Source organism: Janibacter sp. GS2 (assembly GCF_051200835.1).
GTDB lineage: Bacteria > Actinomycetota > Actinomycetes > Actinomycetales > Dermatophilaceae > Janibacter.
Map to the genome: position 1 here is coordinate 3,355,499 of NZ_CP195161.1, position 18,235 is coordinate 3,373,733.

General features: G+C 67.8%; 16 protein-coding genes and 2 pseudogenes. 7 read left to right on the plus strand and 11 right to left on the minus strand.

The window, feature by feature from the left end; translation table 11 throughout:
* Positions 1 to 107: 107 nt before the first annotated feature.
* Together ACR9E9_RS16255 and ACR9E9_RS16260 are read right to left on the minus strand one after the other, a co-directional pair.
* Positions 108 to 1,109 (minus strand): annotated as a pseudogene (locus tag ACR9E9_RS16255) (tyrosine-type recombinase/integrase); the annotation flags it as partial.
* Between the two features lie 24 nt (positions 1,110 to 1,133).
* Complete coding sequence (locus ACR9E9_RS16260; RefSeq protein WP_435200320.1) at positions 1,134 to 2,684, minus strand: replication initiator; 1,551 nt, start codon at positions 2,682 to 2,684, stop codon at positions 1,134 to 1,136.
* A 505-nt stretch (positions 2,685 to 3,189) separates the two neighbouring features.
* Between ACR9E9_RS16260 and ACR9E9_RS16265 the strand changes: the two genes are divergently transcribed.
* Positions 3,190 to 3,921, plus strand: a complete 732-nt coding sequence (locus ACR9E9_RS16265; protein WP_435200322.1) for a hypothetical protein — start codon at positions 3,190 to 3,192, stop codon at positions 3,919 to 3,921.
* A gap of 191 nt (positions 3,922 to 4,112) precedes the next feature.
* Positions 4,113 to 4,682 carry a hypothetical protein gene (locus ACR9E9_RS16270; protein WP_435200324.1) on the plus strand — a complete coding sequence of 190 codons (570 nt, stop codon included), beginning with the start codon at positions 4,113 to 4,115 and terminating at the stop codon, positions 4,680 to 4,682.
* 106 nt (positions 4,683 to 4,788) lie between these two features.
* On the opposite strand, the gene ACR9E9_RS16275 is transcribed toward ACR9E9_RS16270, so the two are convergent.
* The 4 genes from ACR9E9_RS16275 to ACR9E9_RS16290 form a co-directional block, all read right to left on the minus strand.
* A complete protein-coding gene (locus tag ACR9E9_RS16275; RefSeq protein ID WP_435200326.1) occupies positions 4,789 to 5,652 on the minus strand; it encodes a DUF4041 domain-containing protein in 864 nt (287 codons plus the stop codon).
* Positions 5,649 to 6,362 carry a DUF2510 domain-containing protein gene (locus tag ACR9E9_RS16280; RefSeq protein ID WP_435200328.1) on the minus strand — a complete coding sequence of 238 codons (714 nt, stop codon included), beginning with the start codon at positions 6,360 to 6,362 and terminating at the stop codon, positions 5,649 to 5,651. Before ACR9E9_RS16280 ends, ACR9E9_RS16275 begins: the two co-directional genes overlap by 4 nt.
* A 212-nt stretch (positions 6,363 to 6,574) precedes the next feature.
* Positions 6,575 to 7,108, minus strand: a complete 534-nt coding sequence (locus ACR9E9_RS16285; RefSeq protein ID WP_435200330.1) for a TIGR02391 family protein — start codon at positions 7,106 to 7,108, stop codon at positions 6,575 to 6,577.
* Complete coding sequence (locus ACR9E9_RS16290; protein ID WP_435200332.1) at positions 7,105 to 7,803, minus strand: DUF5343 domain-containing protein; 699 nt, start codon at positions 7,801 to 7,803, stop codon at positions 7,105 to 7,107. The genes ACR9E9_RS16285 and ACR9E9_RS16290 overlap by 4 nt, the downstream gene beginning before the upstream one ends.
* Before the next feature lie 859 nt (positions 7,804 to 8,662).
* On the opposite strand from ACR9E9_RS16290, the pseudogene ACR9E9_RS16295 reads away from it, so the two are divergent.
* Positions 8,663 to 8,737, plus strand: a pseudogene (locus tag ACR9E9_RS16295).
* Between the two features lie 94 nt (positions 8,738 to 8,831).
* Here the strand turns inward: ACR9E9_RS16295 and ACR9E9_RS16300 are convergent.
* Entirely contained in the window at positions 8,832 to 9,503 is a 672-nt protein-coding gene (locus ACR9E9_RS16300) for a GAP family protein (RefSeq protein ID WP_435200334.1), read from the minus strand.
* Between the two features lie 3 nt (positions 9,504 to 9,506).
* Positions 9,507 to 11,168, minus strand: coding sequence for a SulP family inorganic anion transporter (locus ACR9E9_RS16305; RefSeq protein WP_435200336.1), 1,662 nt, complete (start codon positions 11,166 to 11,168; stop codon positions 9,507 to 9,509).
* A gap of 297 nt (positions 11,169 to 11,465) precedes the next feature.
* Between ACR9E9_RS16305 and ACR9E9_RS16310 the strand changes: the two genes are divergently transcribed.
* Positions 11,466 to 11,948, plus strand: a complete 483-nt coding sequence (locus ACR9E9_RS16310) for a DUF1269 domain-containing protein (RefSeq protein ID WP_435200338.1) — start codon at positions 11,466 to 11,468, stop codon at positions 11,946 to 11,948.
* Positions 11,949 to 12,017: 69 nt separating this feature from the next.
* Here the strand turns inward: ACR9E9_RS16310 and ACR9E9_RS16315 are convergent, their stop codons facing one another.
* Positions 12,018 to 12,377, minus strand: a complete 360-nt coding sequence (locus ACR9E9_RS16315; protein WP_435200340.1) for a hypothetical protein — start codon at positions 12,375 to 12,377, stop codon at positions 12,018 to 12,020.
* Between the two features lie 230 nt (positions 12,378 to 12,607).
* Here ACR9E9_RS16315 and ACR9E9_RS16320 point away from each other — a divergent pair, with 230 nt between their 5' ends.
* Positions 12,608 to 13,138: a sigma factor gene (locus tag ACR9E9_RS16320; RefSeq protein ID WP_435200342.1), complete on the plus strand. Its 531-nt coding sequence runs from the start codon at positions 12,608 to 12,610 to the stop codon at positions 13,136 to 13,138.
* Positions 13,139 to 13,176: 38 nt separating this feature from the next.
* Here ACR9E9_RS16320 and ACR9E9_RS16325 read toward each other — a convergent pair whose 3' ends face one another.
* Entirely contained in the window at positions 13,177 to 14,433 is a 1,257-nt protein-coding gene (locus ACR9E9_RS16325) for a cation:proton antiporter domain-containing protein (protein WP_435200344.1), read from the minus strand.
* 9 nt (positions 14,434 to 14,442) lie between these two features.
* Positions 14,443 to 14,853: a MerR family transcriptional regulator gene (locus ACR9E9_RS16330; RefSeq protein WP_435200346.1), complete on the minus strand. Its 411-nt coding sequence runs from the start codon at positions 14,851 to 14,853 to the stop codon at positions 14,443 to 14,445.
* A 250-nt stretch (positions 14,854 to 15,103) separates the two neighbouring features.
* On the opposite strand from ACR9E9_RS16330, the gene ACR9E9_RS16335 reads away from it, so the two are divergent.
* Both ACR9E9_RS16335 and ACR9E9_RS16340 read left to right on the plus strand, forming a co-directional pair.
* On the plus strand, positions 15,104 to 16,663 hold the full coding sequence (locus tag ACR9E9_RS16335) for a SulP family inorganic anion transporter (protein ID WP_435200348.1): 1,560 nt from the start codon (positions 15,104 to 15,106) through the stop codon (positions 16,661 to 16,663).
* 92 nt (positions 16,664 to 16,755) lie between these two features.
* Positions 16,756 to 18,222: a peptidoglycan recognition protein family protein gene (locus ACR9E9_RS16340; RefSeq protein WP_435200350.1), complete on the plus strand. Its 1,467-nt coding sequence runs from the start codon at positions 16,756 to 16,758 to the stop codon at positions 18,220 to 18,222.
* Positions 18,223 to 18,235 lie beyond the last annotated feature (13 nt).

Below are 18,235 nucleotides of genomic sequence, written 5' to 3' on the forward strand. Positions count from 1 at the left end.
GCACACTTTGGGCACATCAGGTCGCGACAGGTGCTCACGGTTGCACTCCCCGCAGGCCGTCCAACGCGGCCGCGATCTCGTCCAGCTCGTCGTCGTAGAGGGTGGGCGTAGATGCGCGCCGTCGTGGTGATCGACTCGTGGCCCATGGCCCGCTGGATGTAGCGCAGGTCCGCGCCGGCCTTCCTTGCCAGGCTCCCGAAGGTGCGTCGCAGGTCGTGCGGCGTCACCCCTTCGAGCCCCGTTGCCTTCAGCGCGGCAGTCCACCCTGACCGGTGCCGCCAGTTGCCGTTGCGCAGATAGCCGCCGTCCGGAGCCGGGAACACCAACGCATCCGCAGACCGACCCGCGGTCCTGGCCTCGAGCACCTCCCGCATCGAGAACGGGATCCCGATCGAGCGTGCAGAGGCCCGCGACTTCGGAGCAGAGACATCCATCCGACCGCCGACCTCGGTGGCTCGCTCGACGACCCGGACCCTGCCCCGCTCGAGGTCGACGTCCGAGACCTTGAGGGCGGCCAGCTCCGACCACCGCAGACCGAGCAGGGCCATCGCCAGCACGAGGTCGCCCTCACGACCGAGGCATATCGCCAAGGCCTCGACCTGGGCCATGGTCAGGATCCGCTCGCGCGATGGTGGCCTCGCTGGCAACCGCACGCCACGAGCGACGTTGTGGCTCAGGCGCCGAGTCCGCATACCGAAGTCGAGGACGAGGCAGAAAACTCGGTGGGCGTAGCGCACGGTCTCCGGGCCCTTGGTCTCCCCGAGCGAGGTCACCCACTCCGCGACGTCGGCGTGCTCGATCTTCGCGACCGGCCACGTGCCGAAGTGGTGCAGCACGTGGCGAAACGCCATGCGGTAGTTCTGCTGCGTCGTCACACGCAGGTGGGTCATCCCGCCCTGCTCGTACTCCGACCACAGGGCCGTTAGCGTCACCAGTCCACGTCGAGGGTCGACGAACTCCCCACGGCGCATCCGACCCCGCAGCTCGTCCTCGAGTGCCTCGGCATCCGCACGCCGGTCGAAGGTGCGGGACCGTTGGCGGTGCTCCGGTGTCCGGTACCGAACCCGCCACCGCACCCGTCCCGAGTCCGGGACTCGACGCTCGATCATGTCGGCACCTCACTCGTGTCCTGCTCATGCATCGCCATCTCCTCTCTCTAGCCCAGATCGCGTCTTTCGCCGTTCGGCTTTCCACAGGTCGTACTCGCGGTTGCGGGCGGCGATGGCCAGGGCGAGGGCTTGTTCGAGGTGGTCGCGCCAGCCGGTGCCGACGTAGGTCCAGGTCCCGATCACGTGGGTGGTCTCTTCTGCGTCGTCGGCGAGTAGCCGGGCTTCGAGGTCGCGGGTGTCGAGTTGTTGCCCGGTACGGCGGGACTCGGCGGCCAGTGCCTGCCACCGCGAGCGGGCACGGCGGAGCGCGCCGAGGGTAAGGGAGTAGCGCCGGGACTTGGTGCCGAAGTGGCCACGGAAGCCCAGGCAGTGCACCCACTTGCCCATCCGCTGGTAGTCGTGGTCCCGGTCGTGGAAGGTCGCAGCCCGGGCAGCCATCTCCCGGCACTCTCGCCGCAGGGCGAGGATGTGCGGGCGCCCTTGACCGCGGCCGTGCAGGCCGGAGGAGTCCTTGGTGGAGTACTTGGCCAGGTAGCCGGCGACCTGATCGGGGGTCAGCGGCCCGGCCGGGTCGTCGGTGCGCGAGCCCGCACGGACGGTACGCACGTCGACCTGGCTGCCGAAGGCCAGCACCCGTGGGGTGTCCTCGAAGTCGACCGGCTCGGCGATGGTCGTCACGGTCGGCACGACCTGGTGGACGAGGGCTGCGAGGGCGTCGCCGTCCAGCGATGGGGGAGCGGGCGAGCCGGTGCCGCCGGCCGCGGGGCCGTCGAGGCGGATCAGGGCGTGGACGTGGATCAGGCCGCGTGCCTGGTGCTCGGCGACCTTGGCGTACTGGATCGACGCGACCTCGCCCAGGCGGGAGGCGGGGACGGTCAGGTGGTGGGCGAGGGCGCGGTGCAGGGCAATGGTGAAGCGCCGCCACAGCTCGGGGGCGTGCCACTGCCACACCACCGCCGACGCGGTGTCGTGGCACTGGAAGCACAACGGCGCCCCGGTGATCTCGTCGTCCCGGTCGTGGACCCGGGTGCACCACAACGGCCGCCCGTGGGGGCAGCGGGGGCGGTCATCCCGTCGGCGGGGTCGGCACGCACGCCCTTCTCGGTGGCCGTGGACGGGTCCGAAGGATGGAGCGGTGAGGGTGACGAACAGCAGCGGGTTGTCCCGCACCTGGTCGGAGACGCTCTTGCCTCCGACAACCCCGGCATGGATGAGGGCGTAGGTGTCGCGGGCGTAGGTGCGTGAGCAGGACGGGCACACCGAAGCGCGGCGGTTGCCGCACGGACGGTGGAGTACCCCGAACGGCAGGCCACTGGCGTCGAACGAGGACAGCACTTCGCCGGTGGTGGTGTCGACGGTGACCGAGGACCCGGCCAGCCGGACCGGGTGGGCGCAGTTGCGGGTGGTGCCCAGCGCCTGGGAGAAGTCGTCCATGCTCCCGTCGCGCATCCGCTGGGCGATCAGCTTGGCGTTCTCGGGATGGTTGAGGTCGGGGACGTCCAGCGGCGCGTCCTCACCGAAGCCGGGGAAGCGGTCCTCGCCGGCGGCAGGGGCGTGGGTGTCTGTGGTGAACACGGTTGCCCTCCCAACCAAAGAGGGTGTGCCACGCGGACCGGAGTGCGGCTCTGGGATCCGCGCGGCACACCCGGACTGTGGGGTGAGCGGCGATACGTGGTCACCGACGTTCCAGAGCCGCTCAACGACGGGCACACCCGAAGGGGTGCGGGTGCGGATCCAGTCAGTGAGTCTCTGTCGCGGCCATCAGCGGGTGCGAGCTGTCAGGCCCGAGTGGGGAGCCGACCCCCAGGGGTAATCCCCGTCCAGGTGTGTGCGTCTGTGTCGATCCGCACCATCCACGATGCCGTGCCCAACGTGGCTGTTCCAGAAATCGAGCGCCGTGATCAGAGTTTGTCTGACCTGCCAGAGAAGACCACCCGATGGTGGATCCCCGTGCGGGACAGCCCGGGCAACTGCGTCAATGGCGGCGGAGGGACGCGCCACCAAGGAGGCCCATAGAAAATGCGCTAGCGGCGGCGCTGTCTCACCCAGATCGTTCGCCGTGATCCGCGATAGTAGATGTGTGAGCGAAGAGAAGAAGCGCCACCGCATCGCGAGGTACGCCGGCGCAACGGTAAGCGGACTCCCAATCGTCGGCCCTATCGTCCAGGAACTGGCGACTGATGCGATCGATGTGGTCATAGCCGAACAGACTCGACTTCGGTCCACAGCGCTTAGGGCGGCCGAGCGATCAGCGGGTATGACACGGGAGGAGATCAGCGACGCTCTAGTTGCCTCCCCCCATCTCGTGCCACTCGTCTCACGAGTTCTTTGGACGGCCGGCATGAGCGGAGATGACGAGATACTGGAGGTCCTAGGCGGCATGCTTGGCAGCATCCTGCTGGCGCCAGACGACACCGAGGAGGCCGAGTTGCTTCTGGCTGGCATCGCGGACCTAAAGCGAATCCACCTTCAAGTGCTCCGGAAGCTCCGAGAACCACCCATGGCTCGAGTCAAGACAGAGCAGTCCTTTGACCCGGTCGATAACTTCGAAGCCGCACTCACAGACGGTGCGCTGCCGCCCCGGTCTCCAGATCGCGAGGACTTCGTCCTCCAGAGCGCAGACGCATGGAATGCAGAAGCCCTGGCATATGCAACTGGTCTCTCGCTGACGCGGACTCAGTTGGCGCTGACGGGGTTGATGAATGCTGGATTCGCCCTGTCTCCAACCGTTACGAACGGCCCTGGCTACAGGGTCTCTCCGGCGGGCACACTGGTCTGGGAAGCCATCCAGCGTTGGCAGGTGGAGTCCTAAGAACCTCGGGGCTAGATGGTCGGTGCCTTGTGCAGGCAACCTGCCCAGTAGGAAGGCGGGGAGCCGTGGCGGTGTGGTAAGAACTTGACAGACCATCAAGCGGCGGAAAGACCTCACCGCTCTTGGAGGCGACCCAAGGGCGGGGCTCAGGGAAAGCCGTGTTTCGCCGACGGAAGTGCTTCTATGGGTATGTGAACTTTCAGCCGTCTGCGCCGCCTGTGTTGTCGGGCGAGGAGCGGTTCCACGGACTCGACGCGTCGGTCCGCGACTTCTGGCGCTTCGCTATGGGTGACCTTAGGACGAACAATGTCCGCGGTTATCTTGCTGAGTATTTTGTCGCGAGAGCCGTAGGGGCAACAGGTGGGCGGGTCGAGTGGGATGCGTGGGATGTGACGGCTCCGGACGGCACAAAGATCGAGGTCAAGGCGTCGGGTTTTTTGCAAGCCTGGGATCAGTCGAAGTTGAGTAGCCCGTCCTTCCGCGTCGCGCCGTCGTTCGGCTGGGATGCGTCGGCTGGCGATCGATCGACGGAGCAGTTGTTTCATGCGGATGTCTACGTGTTCTGCCTGCATACCGCCACGTCGCACGACGAGTACGACCCCCTCGACACCTCACAGTGGTTGTTCTACGTCGCCAGCAGCGAAGTGATTGAGCTCCGCGGCGGTAGCAGGATGGGCGTAAGTACCCTCGGAGTTGTGGTTGGCGAACCCGTCGCTTATGCGGAGTTAGCATCAGCAGTTGCTGCCGAGACCGGTTCCTGAGCGCTCCGCCGTTGCTCTGTCACCCGGCCATGCGCGGCGAAGAGACGCACGTTCACCCACGCCGCAGTCCGTGCGGAGACCTGTCCTTCATTTGTTGACTCAAGGCCTAATCGGGCGCGGGCCCACCCGCAACGACAGCTGCAGCTTCGCGATCTAGCGGGTACCCATCGGGCCAGCTCATTCGGTAGTCGTCTGCGGCCGCGTGGGTGGTGAACTCCAGCACCGAAACCTTGTGTTCGGTGAGCGCGTGGAGAACCTGTTGCGGGTGCACCCGGAAGAACTCGCGTCGCGGGTTGACCTTGTTCAGCCTCTCGGCCGCGAACTCTCGGTGGAGCATCGCTTCCACGGTGACGGCATCTTCGCTGAAGAAGAGTGCATGCACGTCGAAGTTGAAGGGGACTGATGCGTCGCTGAGTTCTCGGATGCGGTCTTCGGGCTCGAGGCGGCGCGTCATCCCGATCTTGACGACGCCCTCACCGAACGCCCCGATGTTCGAGATGACGTAGACGTAGCCCGCACGGATGTTGGCGGCACGGTAATCGGCCGCAGCGATCTCGGCGTCGATGCGGTCCAGTTCACCCTGCAACGCTTCGGCCCCGCTGGAATCACCGGAGTCGCGCATCCGTTGAATCGAGTTGAGGTAGTGGGCCCGTTCCTTCTCCAGGCGTTCCTTCTCACGCTTGATTTCGCCCTCAAGGGCCTTCTGCTCGCGGAGCTCGGCCCTGCGCTCGCGATCCTTCTCCCGGTCTGCAGCCTTGGCCTGCTGGTGGCGGGCCGCCAGCTCGAGCTCCTTGAGGCGAAGCCAGTGGTAGCGGTCAGTGACCGAGAGGTCGATCATCCGGCCCTGTTTGGCGATCTGCTCCCGGGCCGTGGAAAGCCGCTTATGCGCAGAGGCAAGGTTGCCGGCCTTAACGGTCTTGACAGCGTTCTCGGCCTCGGCGTTGTAAGCGCGGAGCATGATCCGGCTCATCTGGTTGACGAACGTCTGTCCCTTGGACGCGGAGTTGTTGACGTGAAGTTCGATGTGGCCGTGATCGCCGACCCGAGCTTGTTCGTCTGCCGTATCTCTGACCGGAGCGACTCCAGTTCGGTTGCCAACGCCGCTGAGGACTCAGCAGGGTGCTCAAAGTCGAAGAGCCCGACCTCTTCAAGCACGAGACGGTCCCTGTTGATGATCACCTGGCGGTCCAGCTCGCTGGCCTGCCGCTGGAGGTCGGCGACGAGGTGGCGCAGGGCCTCCTCGGTTTCGCGCTGAGTGGCCATGCGCTGCTCGCGGGCCACCATGTCGAGCACGCCCATATCGGACAACAGGCGCTCGCAACGGGCAACCTCTCGGTGGAGGTGTTGGTTCTCAGCCTGGAGCTGGGTGGCCACACGCTTGGCGTTGAACGTTGTGATCTTCTCCGTGGCGGCGCTGGCCGTCGGTGTCACAGCCTCCCCCTCCGCCGGAGGGGGTGTCTGGGCTGTCGGAGATTGGTGATCCGGTTGGTGTACTGCTGCCGCCACAGGCACGGCAGGCTCGCGGTCTTCCTCATGGGCCGGGCTCGGTGGCTGTAGTGGATCAGTGGACTGCAAGCCGCCCGCGCTGACGTGCTCGGTCCACTGACTGCCGTCCCAGTACCTGTGCTCGAAGCGGCCCATCGGGTCGGGGTGCCACCCCGGTGCTGCGTTGCTCGTCATGTGTTGCCCCCTTCGACCCGGTCAGGCTACTCGCGAGCGGTAAGACGCCTCCGGTGGTCCACGAAACCCGACCTGGCGGGGAAGGACCCACTCCTACGCTGACCGGCAACTCGGCGCACTACGCGGCGGAATGACGCGCAGCTCCTTGCGTCTGCAGTCCAGATGAATCATAGGGGCGCCTGCCGACGGCGGGGCGTGTCAGCCCCTCGGGCTCAGCGGAGGCCTACGGCATCGAGCCGCCGCAGCAGGAGTGACGCGAGGGCGAGGTAGTCCAAGGCCTCGTCCGGGGTGTCGCCGACCTCGACCTCGTGCCCGCGCGGGTTGCGGATGCCGGTCGCGGCCCCGGCAAAGATGAACTTGAAGCCCTTCTGCTCGTCGACCTCTGACTCGGTCGTAACGGCGTTCAGCCGCACCTTGGGGTTGTCCTCGTTAAAGACGTTCATCATGAGTTTGTAGCCAGTCCCGCGCTCCGAGCTGATGCGCTTGACCTCGGTCTCGATGAACTTGAAGGCGTGGAAGACGGACTCCTCCCAGTGCCCGTCGTCGAATAGCCTGCGCACCTTCTTAGGCAGATCCGGATGGATGTTCCGCGACTCGAACGGGTGCGGCTCTTCGGCCTCAGCGACGACCGGGACGACGGTTGAGTCCGAGACCGTGGCGACGTCGCTGGTCTCAGTGACGCGCGGGGCCCACGCGCCACCGACCGACCGCGTGATCCGTTCGAAGCGGTCCAGGGGTCCGCTCACGACATCAGGTGCTTCTTGATGCTCGCGAAGATGGCGTCGTACGTGTCCGCGTCGCCCCTAGGTGGCAGGTTGACCTCTATGCGCACCGTGAGACCTACGTCCTGCCCATTCTGGACCTTGACGTTGCCGCTAGCCCCGCCGTCGCTAGCCCCGCCGTCGGCGGCTATCTTCGCGGCCTTCTTCGCAGGGACCTTCTTGGCGGTGGCCTTCTTGTCCGTCTCGCCCGAGGCGGCGGTCGCCTTCCGTGACCCGGTGCCCCGGACCGCGGGCACATCGCCGTGTCCAGCCAGCCCGGTCAGCGTCAGGAAGGTCGCGGCCTGCCGCTGCCCGACCAGTTCCGACGTCTTGTCTGCGTGGCGGAACCAGTTGGTGAGGTCGTCCTTGCCAGCGGTCAGGGCGGAGTCGCCCATTTCGTTGAACAGCAGCGCGTATTTGTCTCGCAGCGCCGCCTCCAAGCCGGGCTTGAACGTGTCGTCATTGCCGAAGAAGTAGGCCGTACTGTCCTCGACGGGGCTACCGTCCTCGTCGATTAGGCCGAGGAACCGCAAGATCGAGATGATGTACGACTCGTTGGCGGGCGCGATACTGAACCGCTGGAGGTACCCGGCGTCGACCTTTTTGGGGAACCCCTTGCGCAACTGCGCGACGGCCTGCACGACCGCAGTCTGACCGGAACTGTACGGATAGTTAGGCACTGTTTCCCCGTTCTTCTCCTTGGCGCCTTAACCCTACCCCCGACCGCCGACGGCGGGGCGCAGGTTCGTCCGAAGGGGCAGAACGGGTTGACCGTTGAACATGCTGTCCAAGAGCGAGTACCACTATTCACACCAGGCTGGCCTAACCGGCGCGTGTGCGAGCTGTCTTGCCCGCGTCCTTATGGGCGGAAGGCAGCAGGGCTGTCGATCACCTGCGTAGGAGCATCCCGCTAGCCGAACCCTCACCGGAATTAAGCCATCGCTGACCTGAATAGCAGTGGTACGGCTTTCACATCGAACCGCCACGCCTACCGAGGTCGCCCTCTGCTCACCCCGTGCCCCTTGGAACGCCCACTGTCGGGCGGTATACGGAGCGGCGCCCATTCCTGTGGGCTGGTCCGCCCGTGTGGCCGAACTGTGAGAACTTTCTCTACTGACTCAAGGCGGCGACTCCGTCGCCGCCTGGCCGCCCGCTTCGCGGGCGCCCGCTGCGCATGCGGCCTGGCGGCCGTTCTCGCGTCCGCCCGCTCACGGCCGGCCATGACGAAGAGGACGTCCCGGTCCAGTACCGAGACGCCCTCACCCACCGAGCCGCCGACCCGTCGCTACACCATTTAGCCTCCGGGCCACCGTCCCAAGCGGCAGTTGCCCCCTTCGCCCCGGGAAGGTGCTCCCGCACCTGCGCACCACGCCATGAGGAGCAAGGACCGCTTGACCCGGCGACCCTCCGGCCGACTCTGCTCCGCTATCGGGTCGGTGGTTCTCTCCGGTCCCGATCGTGGACACATTTTGGGCACACGACGGCTGACACGGCCAACACGGCTGATCCCGAGAACCCCGGTTTCATGCGGTTCTCGCGGCTGCCTGAGCGCTCCAAAGCGCCGTGGTGCCTCTCGAAATGAATAGGTCATCGGTTCGATTCCGATAGGCGGCTCACCACGAACGCCCCCGACGTCGGTCGGGGGCGTTCGTCGTGGCACCGAAGGAGGTCGGGCTCGGGGCGCACCGAGACGGGCCCACCGGCCTCCTCAGAAGTTGCCGATCCCCTTGCCGATCATGACGACACCCATGACGACGAGCAGCGTGGCCATGACGACGCTGTTCTCCTTGGTGAGCCATTGCCGCAGCACGTCGAGGGGACCACCCATCCTCGTGGCTGCCACCAGATAGGCGATGACCGGCACGGCAACCGACGCTGCAGCCACCACCGTGAACATCGCGATGACCAGCGTGACCTGGCCGCTCCCGAGCCCGGCGCCGCCAACTGCGACTCCGGCTCCCGCTCCCATGATGAGGTTCTTCGGGTTCAGGGCGCTGAGGAGAAACCCGAGGCCGGTGGCCTTGGCGGCTGTCATGGTGTCGATGGCTTTCATCCAGCCCGGCAGCTGCGGGCTCTCCCCTTCCGTGGGCCGTCCACCCCACTGCTTGCCCGCCAGCAGCAGCAGGAGGAGACCGAGGAGGATCTTCACGCTCCCGGCGATCGGCGCGGACGCCGCGGGGTCGTCTTCGGGGAGCAGCTGGGAGATGAGCGTGAAGACGCCGACAGCGAGGATGATCCCGAGCACCCACCCGAGGAGAAACCCGACGCTCGTTCGTTTCGCGCGCGGCGAGAGCAACATCAAGATCGCGGCGATGATCGGGATGGGGCTGATGGTGATGCCCAGCGCCAGCGGGAGGATCTCCCCGATTGCGTCACCCATGGGTTACTCCTTGCTCTCGGTCGATGTCTCGATGTGTGCGAGCGCGGCGGTTGCCGCCCTGTTGGTGGCGAAAGTGCGCTCGTTCGTGAGTAGGCCGAGGTGACTCAGACGAGCCCGGACCTCGGGGCGCACACGGCTGAAGGCGAGGACGACTCCGCGCTCGTCCAGCCAGGTCTTGGTGCTCTCGAAGGCTTCGGCTCCGGTGACGTCGATGTCGGTCACGGCTTCCATGTCGACCACGAGGTGTCGCACCTCGTGGGCGCCGGTGACAGCGCGCTTGACGGCGTCGCCGAAGACGGCTCCGTTCGCGAAGAAGAGCGGGGCCGCGAGCCGGATCACGATCACGCCCGGTGCCGTGACGCTCCCCGGCGGAGCCTCGTCGAGAAGTGAGTCGGTCGGGCTGCCGTCCTCAGCGAGCACGTCGATTGCCGGGCTGGCCGCGCGCTGGGCGAGGTTGATCAACGCGAGCACGAAGGCCACGACGATCCCCGCGATGGAGCCGATGAGCAACGTCACGAGGAAGCACACCGCTCCGACAGAGAACTCGACGCGATCGACCCTCCACAGGCTGGCGAACTCCGCGACACCCAACAGCGGGATGATCGCCACGGCGACGATCGCGCCGATGGCCGGCGACGGAATGTCCTGGAGAAGGGCGGTTCCGAAGAGGAGCAGCAGCAGAGTTCCCGCCGCAGTGACCAGCGCAGGCAGTTGGGTCCGGGACCCGGACTGATCCATCGCGGCCGTGCGCGAGGTCGACGATCCGACCGCAAAACCGCCCGATGCACCAGCCGCCAGATTGCCCATACCGAAGGCGAAGAGGTCGCGGTTCGGGTCCGTTGCGTACCCGCGCTTCTCACCGTAGCTGCGCGAGACGAGCAGGCCCTCGGCGGTGGTCACCATGGTCAAGGCCATGGCGGAGGGGACCAGCGCGAGCCACATCGACCATTCGATCACTGGCCACGTGAATGTGGGTGGGCCCGCATCGACCCTGCCCAGCACCCCGACCCCGGCGTCCTCAAGATCAGCCACAACCACCGCGATCGTCGCGCCAATCAGCACGATGAGCGCCCAAGGAACCCCGCGCGCGATCCGCTTGCCCGCGACGAGGATCACGACGGCGAGACCCGAGATGAGCACCGACCAACCGCTCATCGTGTCGAGGTTCGCGGCGAGGTCAACCACCTTGTCGACGAACTCGCCACCCGAGTCGATCTTCACGCCGAGCATCTTCGCCACCTGGCTGACCAGGATGTCGAGCGCCAGTCCGCCGACGAAACCGACGAGGATCGGTTTGGAGAGGAAGTTCGCGAGGAACCCCAGCTTGAACCACGCAAGCAGGGCGAACATGACGCCGCACAAGATGGCCTGCGCAAAGGCCAGCGTCAGATAGTCCGCGCTCCCTGCAGCGGCGAGCCCGCCGATCGACGAGGCAACCAGCGCCGCGGCCGCAGCGTCAGGCGAGGCGACAACCTGCCTCGACGACACCGTCAGCGCGTACACCACCGCGGGCAGAACCAACGCGTACAGACCAGCAGTCGGCGGGAGACCCGCAATCTGCGCATAGCCGATGTTCAGCGGCAGCGCGATCGCCAGCAGCGTCACCCCCGCCGTCGTCTCTCGGACGACATTGGCCGCCTTGAGCCCGACTAACGGACGCTGCACGACGCCCCCCTTCGGACCGTGAGCACGAAAGCAACCCCATCGCTCTTGTCCTTCTCGCAGAGCCAGCCTTCCACCCCACTGGGGCGACCCGTTCTGCATACCCGGACACCGTGAATGCGCCGACGGACTCTTGCTCGCGCCATTGGCCGAAACTATCCTGTCCACACGTGGCTTTCCGTCAGGCGCCTTCTGTTTCACAGAGTTGGGTGGCGGATCGTTCGCTCAAGGCAGATCTCAGCCCACGATTCACCCCGCCCGAAGAAGACATACCCGGACACCACTCACAAGGAGAGTCACATGGCCACGCTGACCGTCTGGAAGTTCGAATCCGCTGATGGGGCAGATCAGGCAGAATCCACCCTGCTCGACCTGCAGCAGCGCGAACTGGTCCACGTCCACGATGCCGCCACCGTGAGCTGGGAGCCAGACTCCAAGAAGCCCAAGACCCGCCAGCTCAACAGCGCGACCGCGGGTGGGATGCTTGGAGGATCGTTTTGGGGTCTGCTCTTCGGACTGATCTTCTTCGTCCCGTTGCTCGGTGCAGCCATCGGCGCCGCGTCGGGGGCGCTGGCCGCCGCCATGACCGACGTGGGAATCGACGACGAGTTCATCAACCGGGTGAGGGGCGAAGTCACGCCGGGGACGTCAGCCCTGTTCCTCATGTCGAGCGATGCCGTCATCGACCGCGTGGCCGAGGAGTTTCGTGGGCACTCCGGCCGCCTCGTCGAGACGAACCTGACCAAGGATCAAGAGGCCACGCTGCGCGCCGCCTTTGAGTGAGCCATGGTCGGCGCCTGGTGGCCGCATGCGCACTGACGACGGGTGTGGTGACTTCGAGTTGGTATGAAGTCAGCCCGACGAAGGATCAGCATGGTGCGCGCGGTACGGCTGGTAGAGCCGAGCCAAGAAGGCCTCGAGCTCCTGCGCCAACTCATCATCCAAGGACGGAAAGGAAAAGGTCGCCTTGCCCGTGCGTCGGCCGACAAACCTCTCGGATGACCCATGGAGAGCCTCCGGCCAGGTATCCACGGCAATTGCGTAGAGGCTCACCTTCCGAGCGCTTCGCTGCACGGCCGCGAAATACTCGTGCCCTCCGGTTCCGGGCCACCGCAAGGACGGCATCCCGTAGATGGTCGCCTCCTCCAGCTCGTCGCGGTATCGGTCGAGCAGGGCCCAGATCCGAGCCTCCACGACGTCGAGGTCAGCCATGGTTCGATCGTATCGGCCCTGGGACCCGCCAGAAGGCTCTTTCGACAATCGTCCTCGGGCGCGAATGTTCACCGGCAATGTTCACCGGCCAAGAATCCACCTCACCGCACAAGTTGCGTGAACTTTCCACTGCGATAAGGTTCCCCAGACACGATCGATGTTGCTGCCCCAGACCCTGGTAGCCGCGTACTCACTGCGCCCGCCACCCACTTTTGGGAGATCACACGATCATGCGTCGCCGACCCGCCCCCTCCCACCCGACGTGGGCGCGCCACCGCCCGGGGTGCGATGTGGGCTGGCTGCTGCGGCGAGTCGCCGAGTCCGACGAGGTCGCGTTCGCGGCCCTCTACGACGCCACCACACCACGACTGTTCGGTCTCGCTCTGCGGGTGCTCACGGACGCATCCCGAGCCACGGAGGTCACCGAGGACGCCTACCTCGAGATCTGGCAGCTGGCCGCCCAGTTCGACCCCCGCCGGATCAGCGCGACCGCGTGGATGGTCGGCATCGTGCACCGCCGCGCCGTCGACCGGCTGCGGTCCGACGCGGGGACCGGGGCGACCCACCACCCCGACGACAGGCTGCACGCCTCCCCCTGTCCCGAGACAGCCCCTCACGACTGGGCGCGGTTCTCGCCCGAGCACCGGGAGGCGCTGGAGATGACGTACTTCGGGGGCTACACGTACACGCAGCTGGCAGAGGCGATCGGGGTTTCCCCCGCCGCGGCCGCCGCCCGGCTGCGCCACTGCCGGCCGGCCTGACCCTCTCGGCCCCACGGGTCACCGGGAGCGGCGCGACCTCACCGGGCGTGGCCGCCCCGGGTGGGGAGCTCAGGCGCCCACCCGAGCTCGGGCTGGGACTCGTGCGCCGTGTCCAGCCGACGAGCCAGCCCTCCCGCCCACGTCGAGGCCGTCAAGCCGTGCGCGAAGACGCTGAGCAGGACGGTCCACGTGGCGACCGCGAAGATCGTCGCCCCGACCTCTCCCCCGACCTCCTCCAGCACGAGGATCGCGAAGAGGATGGACGCCAACCCACGGGGACCGAACCACCCGAAGAAGAGCTTCGTCTCCAGCAGCGTCCTCGATCCGGTCATCGCCAGGAGGACCGGCACCATCCGGACGACGGTCAGCGAGAGGACCGCGTAGAGGGCGGTCCGCCAGCTCAGCTCGCCGAGCAACGGTCCGGCCAGGACGGCCCCGAAGACGATGAAGGTCACCGCGGCGAGCAACTCGCCCTCCTCCTCGGCGAACTCCTGGACCCCGGCACAGTGGGGGCGGGCCACGTGCCCGAAGGCGATGCCGGCCGTGAAGGCCGCGATGAACCCGTTGCCCTCGACCAGGGACGCTGCGCTGTAGGCGAGCGCCGCCACCGAGAGGGTGGCGAGCTGACGGAAGGCTCCCTGGACCCGCCCGGCCAGGACCGCTGAGTCGATCAGCTTGCCGCCGAGGATCCCCGCCAGCAGGCCCCCGGCGACCCCGAACCCGACCTCACGGGCCGCCAGCGCGAGCCAGTCCGCGAACTGACCGGTTTCCTCGGCGAGCACCAAGGCGATGAGCACCGTCACCACCGGCACGGCGATCCCGTCGTTGAGGCCGCTCTCGACGTTGAGCGTCTGCCTGACCCTCGGTGGCAGTCGCGAGTCCCCGACGACGGCCTGGCCCAGGGCGGCGTCGGTGGGCGCCAGCACCGCGGCCAGCAGGGCGGCACCGGCCAGGCCCAGGGCAGGGAGGACGAGGACACCGACCAGGATCCCGGCGACGATGGTCAGCGGCAGCCCGATGGCCAGCAGTCGCGTCGGGAGGGTCAGCTGCCGTCGCAGCTCGCGCAGGTCGATCCGGACGGCGTCACTGAACAGCACCAGGACGAGGGTCGCCTCGACCAGCACGGTCACCGCCTCGCTCGTGACCGCCAGGTCGAACCAGCCGAGTCCGCCCGTCCCCACGACCAGGCCCACGCTGGTGAAGACCATCGCGGACGTGATCGCAGACATGGCCAGGCGCTGGGAGACCAGTGCGTACCCGAGCACCGCCACCGCGACGAGCACCAGCTCCAGCATCACGCCACCTCATGGTCCGCGGAAGGGGGGAAGGGACTGGCCCAGGTCGCGGGTGAAGTCCTCGGCCTGTCGCGCAGCGGTCTTCAGCTCGGCGACCCGGTCCTGCGCCTCGGCGTGGATCGCGGCGACCACCTCAGAAGCAGCCGCCTGCGCGCGGTCCTCCGCGGTCGGGTCGGCCAGCGTGTCCAGCGCCGTCAGGAGCTGACGGATCTGCTCGATGGAGAAGCCGAGCGGCTTCATCGGCTTGATCAGGAGCAGCCGGTCGATGTCGACCTGACCGTAGAGACGAAAGCCGCCATCCGTGCGAGCGGAGGGGGCGATCAGACCCATCTCCTCGTAGTAGCGGATGGTGCGGTGCGACAGTCCGGTGACCTCGGCCACCTGCCCGATGTGCACCGGCGTTCCGGAAGGGGTGGTCACAGCTGCCTTCCCACATCGGCTGCGCTCATGGACGGCACGCTACCGCGCGGCACCTCGTGCACGTCGGTCGAGGTGCCGGAGGTGGAGGTGCACTCCGCCACTCTCACGTTGCGGTAGAGTTGCTGCGGTGCCGCGGGCTCAGACCGCCCGGCAGCCCCCCTTCGCCCGGAGCGGTGGGCCGCGGCGTACCACCCCGTGACGACGTCGTCACCCCTCACTCCTGTCCCGTCCCCGCTTTCGAAGGACCCCTGTGCCTGCACCATCCGTCAGCACCGTTCCCGCCGGCCCCGACGCCTCGGTCGTCCCCGAGGCCGGCGGGCGAGAGACCTCCACCCGGGCCGCCCTGCGCAACCCCCAACGGCTGCGCACCGAGATCCTCGCGGGGCTCGTCGTCGCGCTCGCCCTGATCCCCGAGGCCATCTCGTTCTCGATCATCGCCGGAGTCGATCCCCGGGTCGGCCTGTTCTCCAGCTTCGTCATGGCCGTGACCATCGCCGTGGTCGGCGGTCGTCCGGCGATGATCACCGCCGCCACGGGCGCGATCGCCCTCGTCATCGCCCCGCTCGCCCGCGAGTACGGCCTCGACTACGTGCTCGCGACGGTCATCCTCGCCGGCATCCTGCAGATCGTGCTCTCCCTGCTCGGCGTGGCCAAGCTGATGCGCTTCATCCCGCGGATGGTCATGGTCGGCTTCGTCAACGCGCTGGCCATCCTCATCTTCTCCGCCCAGCTGCCCTACCTCCTCGGGGTGCCGTGGCTGGTGTACCCCATGGTCGTGCTGGGCCTGGTCCTCATGCTCGCGCTCCCGCGCGTGACCACCGCCCTGCCCGCACCGCTCGTGGCCATCGTCGCCATCACCGCGCTCGTGTGGGCCACCGGCTGGACGCTGCCGGACGTGTCCGACCAGGGCGAGCTGCCCCAGTCGCTGCCCCAGCTGCTCTTCCCGAACGTGCCCCTGACCCTGGAGACCCTGCAGATCATCGCGCCCTTCGCCCTGGCCATGGCGCTCGTCGGACTGCTCGAGTCGCTGATGACCGCCAAGCTCGTCGACGGGATCACCGACACCCACTCCGACAAGACCCGCGAGGCCTGGGGCCAGGGCGTGGCCAACATGGCCTCCGGCATCTTCGGCGGCATGGGCGGCTGCGCGATGATCGGGCAGACGATGATCAACGTCAAGGTCTCCGGGGCCCGCACCCGGATCTCCACCTTCCTCGCCGGAGTCTTCCTGCTCGCCCTCGTCCTCGGTGCGGGACCGCTCGTGGGCATGATCCCGATGGCCGCGCTGGTGGCCGTGATGATCATGGTCTCGGTGGCCACCATGGACTGGCACAGCATCCACCCGGCGACGCTGCGACGGATGCCGCGCGCGGAGACGATCGTCATGGGCCTGACCGTCCTCGTCACCGTGACCACGCACAACCTCGCCTACGGGGTCATCGTCGGCGTCATCGCCGCCATGGTCGCCTTCGCCCGCCGAGTGGCCCACTTCGCCTACGTCGACCGGATCACCGAGACCGACGTCGACGGCGACGGGGAGCCCGATGTGCGCGTGTACAAGATCACCGGCGAGCTCTTCTTCGCCACGAGCAACGATCTCGTCTACCAGTTCGACTACAGCGCCGACCCCGCCCGCGTCGTCATCGACCTGACCGACAGCCACATCTGGGACGCCTCGACGGTGGCCGCCCTGGACGGGGTCCAGGCCAAGTACGAGCGGATGGGCAAGAGCGTCGAGATCGTCGGCCTCAACCAGGCCTCGGCCGACCGCCACGAGCTGCTCACCGGACGCCTCGGCGACGGACACTGAGTCCCGGGGCCTGCACCGCTCATCCTGCCGCGGGCGAGGAAACGACCTAACCTAGGCCGTTCCCGTGGCCCCTACCCCCTTGTGAGCGTCTCGTGAGCCCCCTTCGCCGTCCCCTGGCCCGCCTCCTCCCGGCGGCGCTGGCCGCCTCCCTCATCACCGTCATACCCGTGGTCGACACCAGTGCCGCCCCCAAGCCCGTCCCCGCGCAGCGGGACTCGATCGCCATCAGCGGTGTCGACACCACCGCCCTCAAGGCCGCCCCGTCGGTGCCCTCGTCCGGTCGCTCCGGTGACCGGGTCGTCGGCATGACCACGCAGCTCGACACCCGGGACTTCCGGGTCGCCGGGGTGACCTGGCGCGGCGACCGCACCGACGTCGAGGCCTTCGTGCGCACCCGCGACGCCCGGACCGGCACGTGGACCGACTGGAGCTTCCTCGAGGCCGAAGGGGGCCCGGACGCCGGGTCCGCCGAGGCCGCCGCCGCCCGTGGCGGCACCCAGCCGCTCATCACCGCCGCCTCGGACGGGATCCAGGTGCGCGTCGAGTCCGCCCGCGCGAAGCCCGCCGAGCTCGAGGTCGACGTCGTCGACCCCGGCACCTCCGACGCCGACGGTGATGTCGGCTCCACACCGGGCGCGACCGCCGATGGTGTCCAGGCCAAGCCGACGGTGCACAGCCGCGCCGAGTGGGGCGCCGACGAGTCCATCCGCAAGGGCGATCCCGTGCACGGCGAGGTGCGCGGCGCCGTCGTCCACCACACCGCGGGCATCAACGCGTACTCCCAGGAGGAGGTGCCGGGGATCCTCCGCGGCATCTACGACTTCCACGTCAACGGTCGCGGTTGGAACGACATCGGCTACAACGTGCTCGTCGACAAGTGGGGTCGGCTCTGGGAGGGTCGCGCCGGCGGCCTGGAGAACCCGGTCGTCGGCGCCCACGCTCGGGGCGTCAACGACGAGACCTTCGGCATCTCCGCCATGGGCAACTACGACACCGCGACCGCGCCGGACGCGATGGTCACGAACATCGAGCGCTTCGTCGCGTGGAAGCTCGGCCGGCACCACGTCGACCCCTCGGCGGCGGCCACCATCGGCGGCCACTGGCGCCACACCGTCGTCGGCCACCGATCCGTCGGCCAGACCGTCTGTCCCGGCCGCTACCTCAACGCGCGGCTCCGCGACATCCGCGCCGGGGCCAAGGAGCGACAGTCCTCGGCCTACTACCGGCCGAGCACGAACCCGACGACGCTCCCCTACGGCAGCGGCGGCTCAGCACTGACCGTCGGCACCGCCGGCAACGTCACCTGGCGCGTGCGGATCAAGAACGACTGTCTCGGTGTGGTCTCCGACCGCACGGGCACCCGCTCGGGCGACACGGACCTCACCGTGACCTGGCGGGGCCGGCAGTCCGAAGGGAGCTGGGGCGCCTGGGCGCCGCCCGGCGAGTACGAGGTCGTCCTCAGCGGCAAGGACACGCAGAAGGGGGTCTGGGTGCCCAGCTGGCGCGGGACCATCACCGTCACACCGACGGCGGACTCACCCGCGCCGGCCTGCGCGTAACCCACCGCTGCGC

What these genes read in the sequence shown, in the direction of transcription:
- ACR9E9_RS16315 (WP_435200340.1), bottom strand. Translation starts at nt 12,377, where the DNA reads ATGGCTGACCTCGACGTCGTGGAGGCTCGGATCTGGGCCCTGCTCGAC.
- ACR9E9_RS16325 (WP_435200344.1), bottom strand. Translation starts at nt 14,433, where the DNA reads ATGCTGGAGCTGGTGCTCGTCGCGGTGGCGGTGCTCGGGTACGCACTG.
- ACR9E9_RS16310 (WP_435200338.1), top strand. Translation starts at nt 11,466, where the DNA reads ATGGCCACGCTGACCGTCTGGAAGTTCGAATCCGCTGATGGGGCAGAT.
- ACR9E9_RS16300 (WP_435200334.1), bottom strand. Translation starts at nt 9,503, where the DNA reads ATGGGTGACGCAATCGGGGAGATCCTCCCGCTGGCGCTGGGCATCACC.
- ACR9E9_RS16280 (WP_435200328.1), bottom strand. Translation starts at nt 6,362, where the DNA reads ATGACGAGCAACGCAGCACCGGGGTGGCACCCCGACCCGATGGGCCGC.
- ACR9E9_RS16320 (WP_435200342.1), top strand. Translation starts at nt 12,608, where the DNA reads ATGCGTCGCCGACCCGCCCCCTCCCACCCGACGTGGGCGCGCCACCGC.
- ACR9E9_RS16275 (WP_435200326.1), bottom strand. Translation starts at nt 5,652, where the DNA reads ATGAGCCGGATCATGCTCCGCGCTTACAACGCCGAGGCCGAGAACGCT.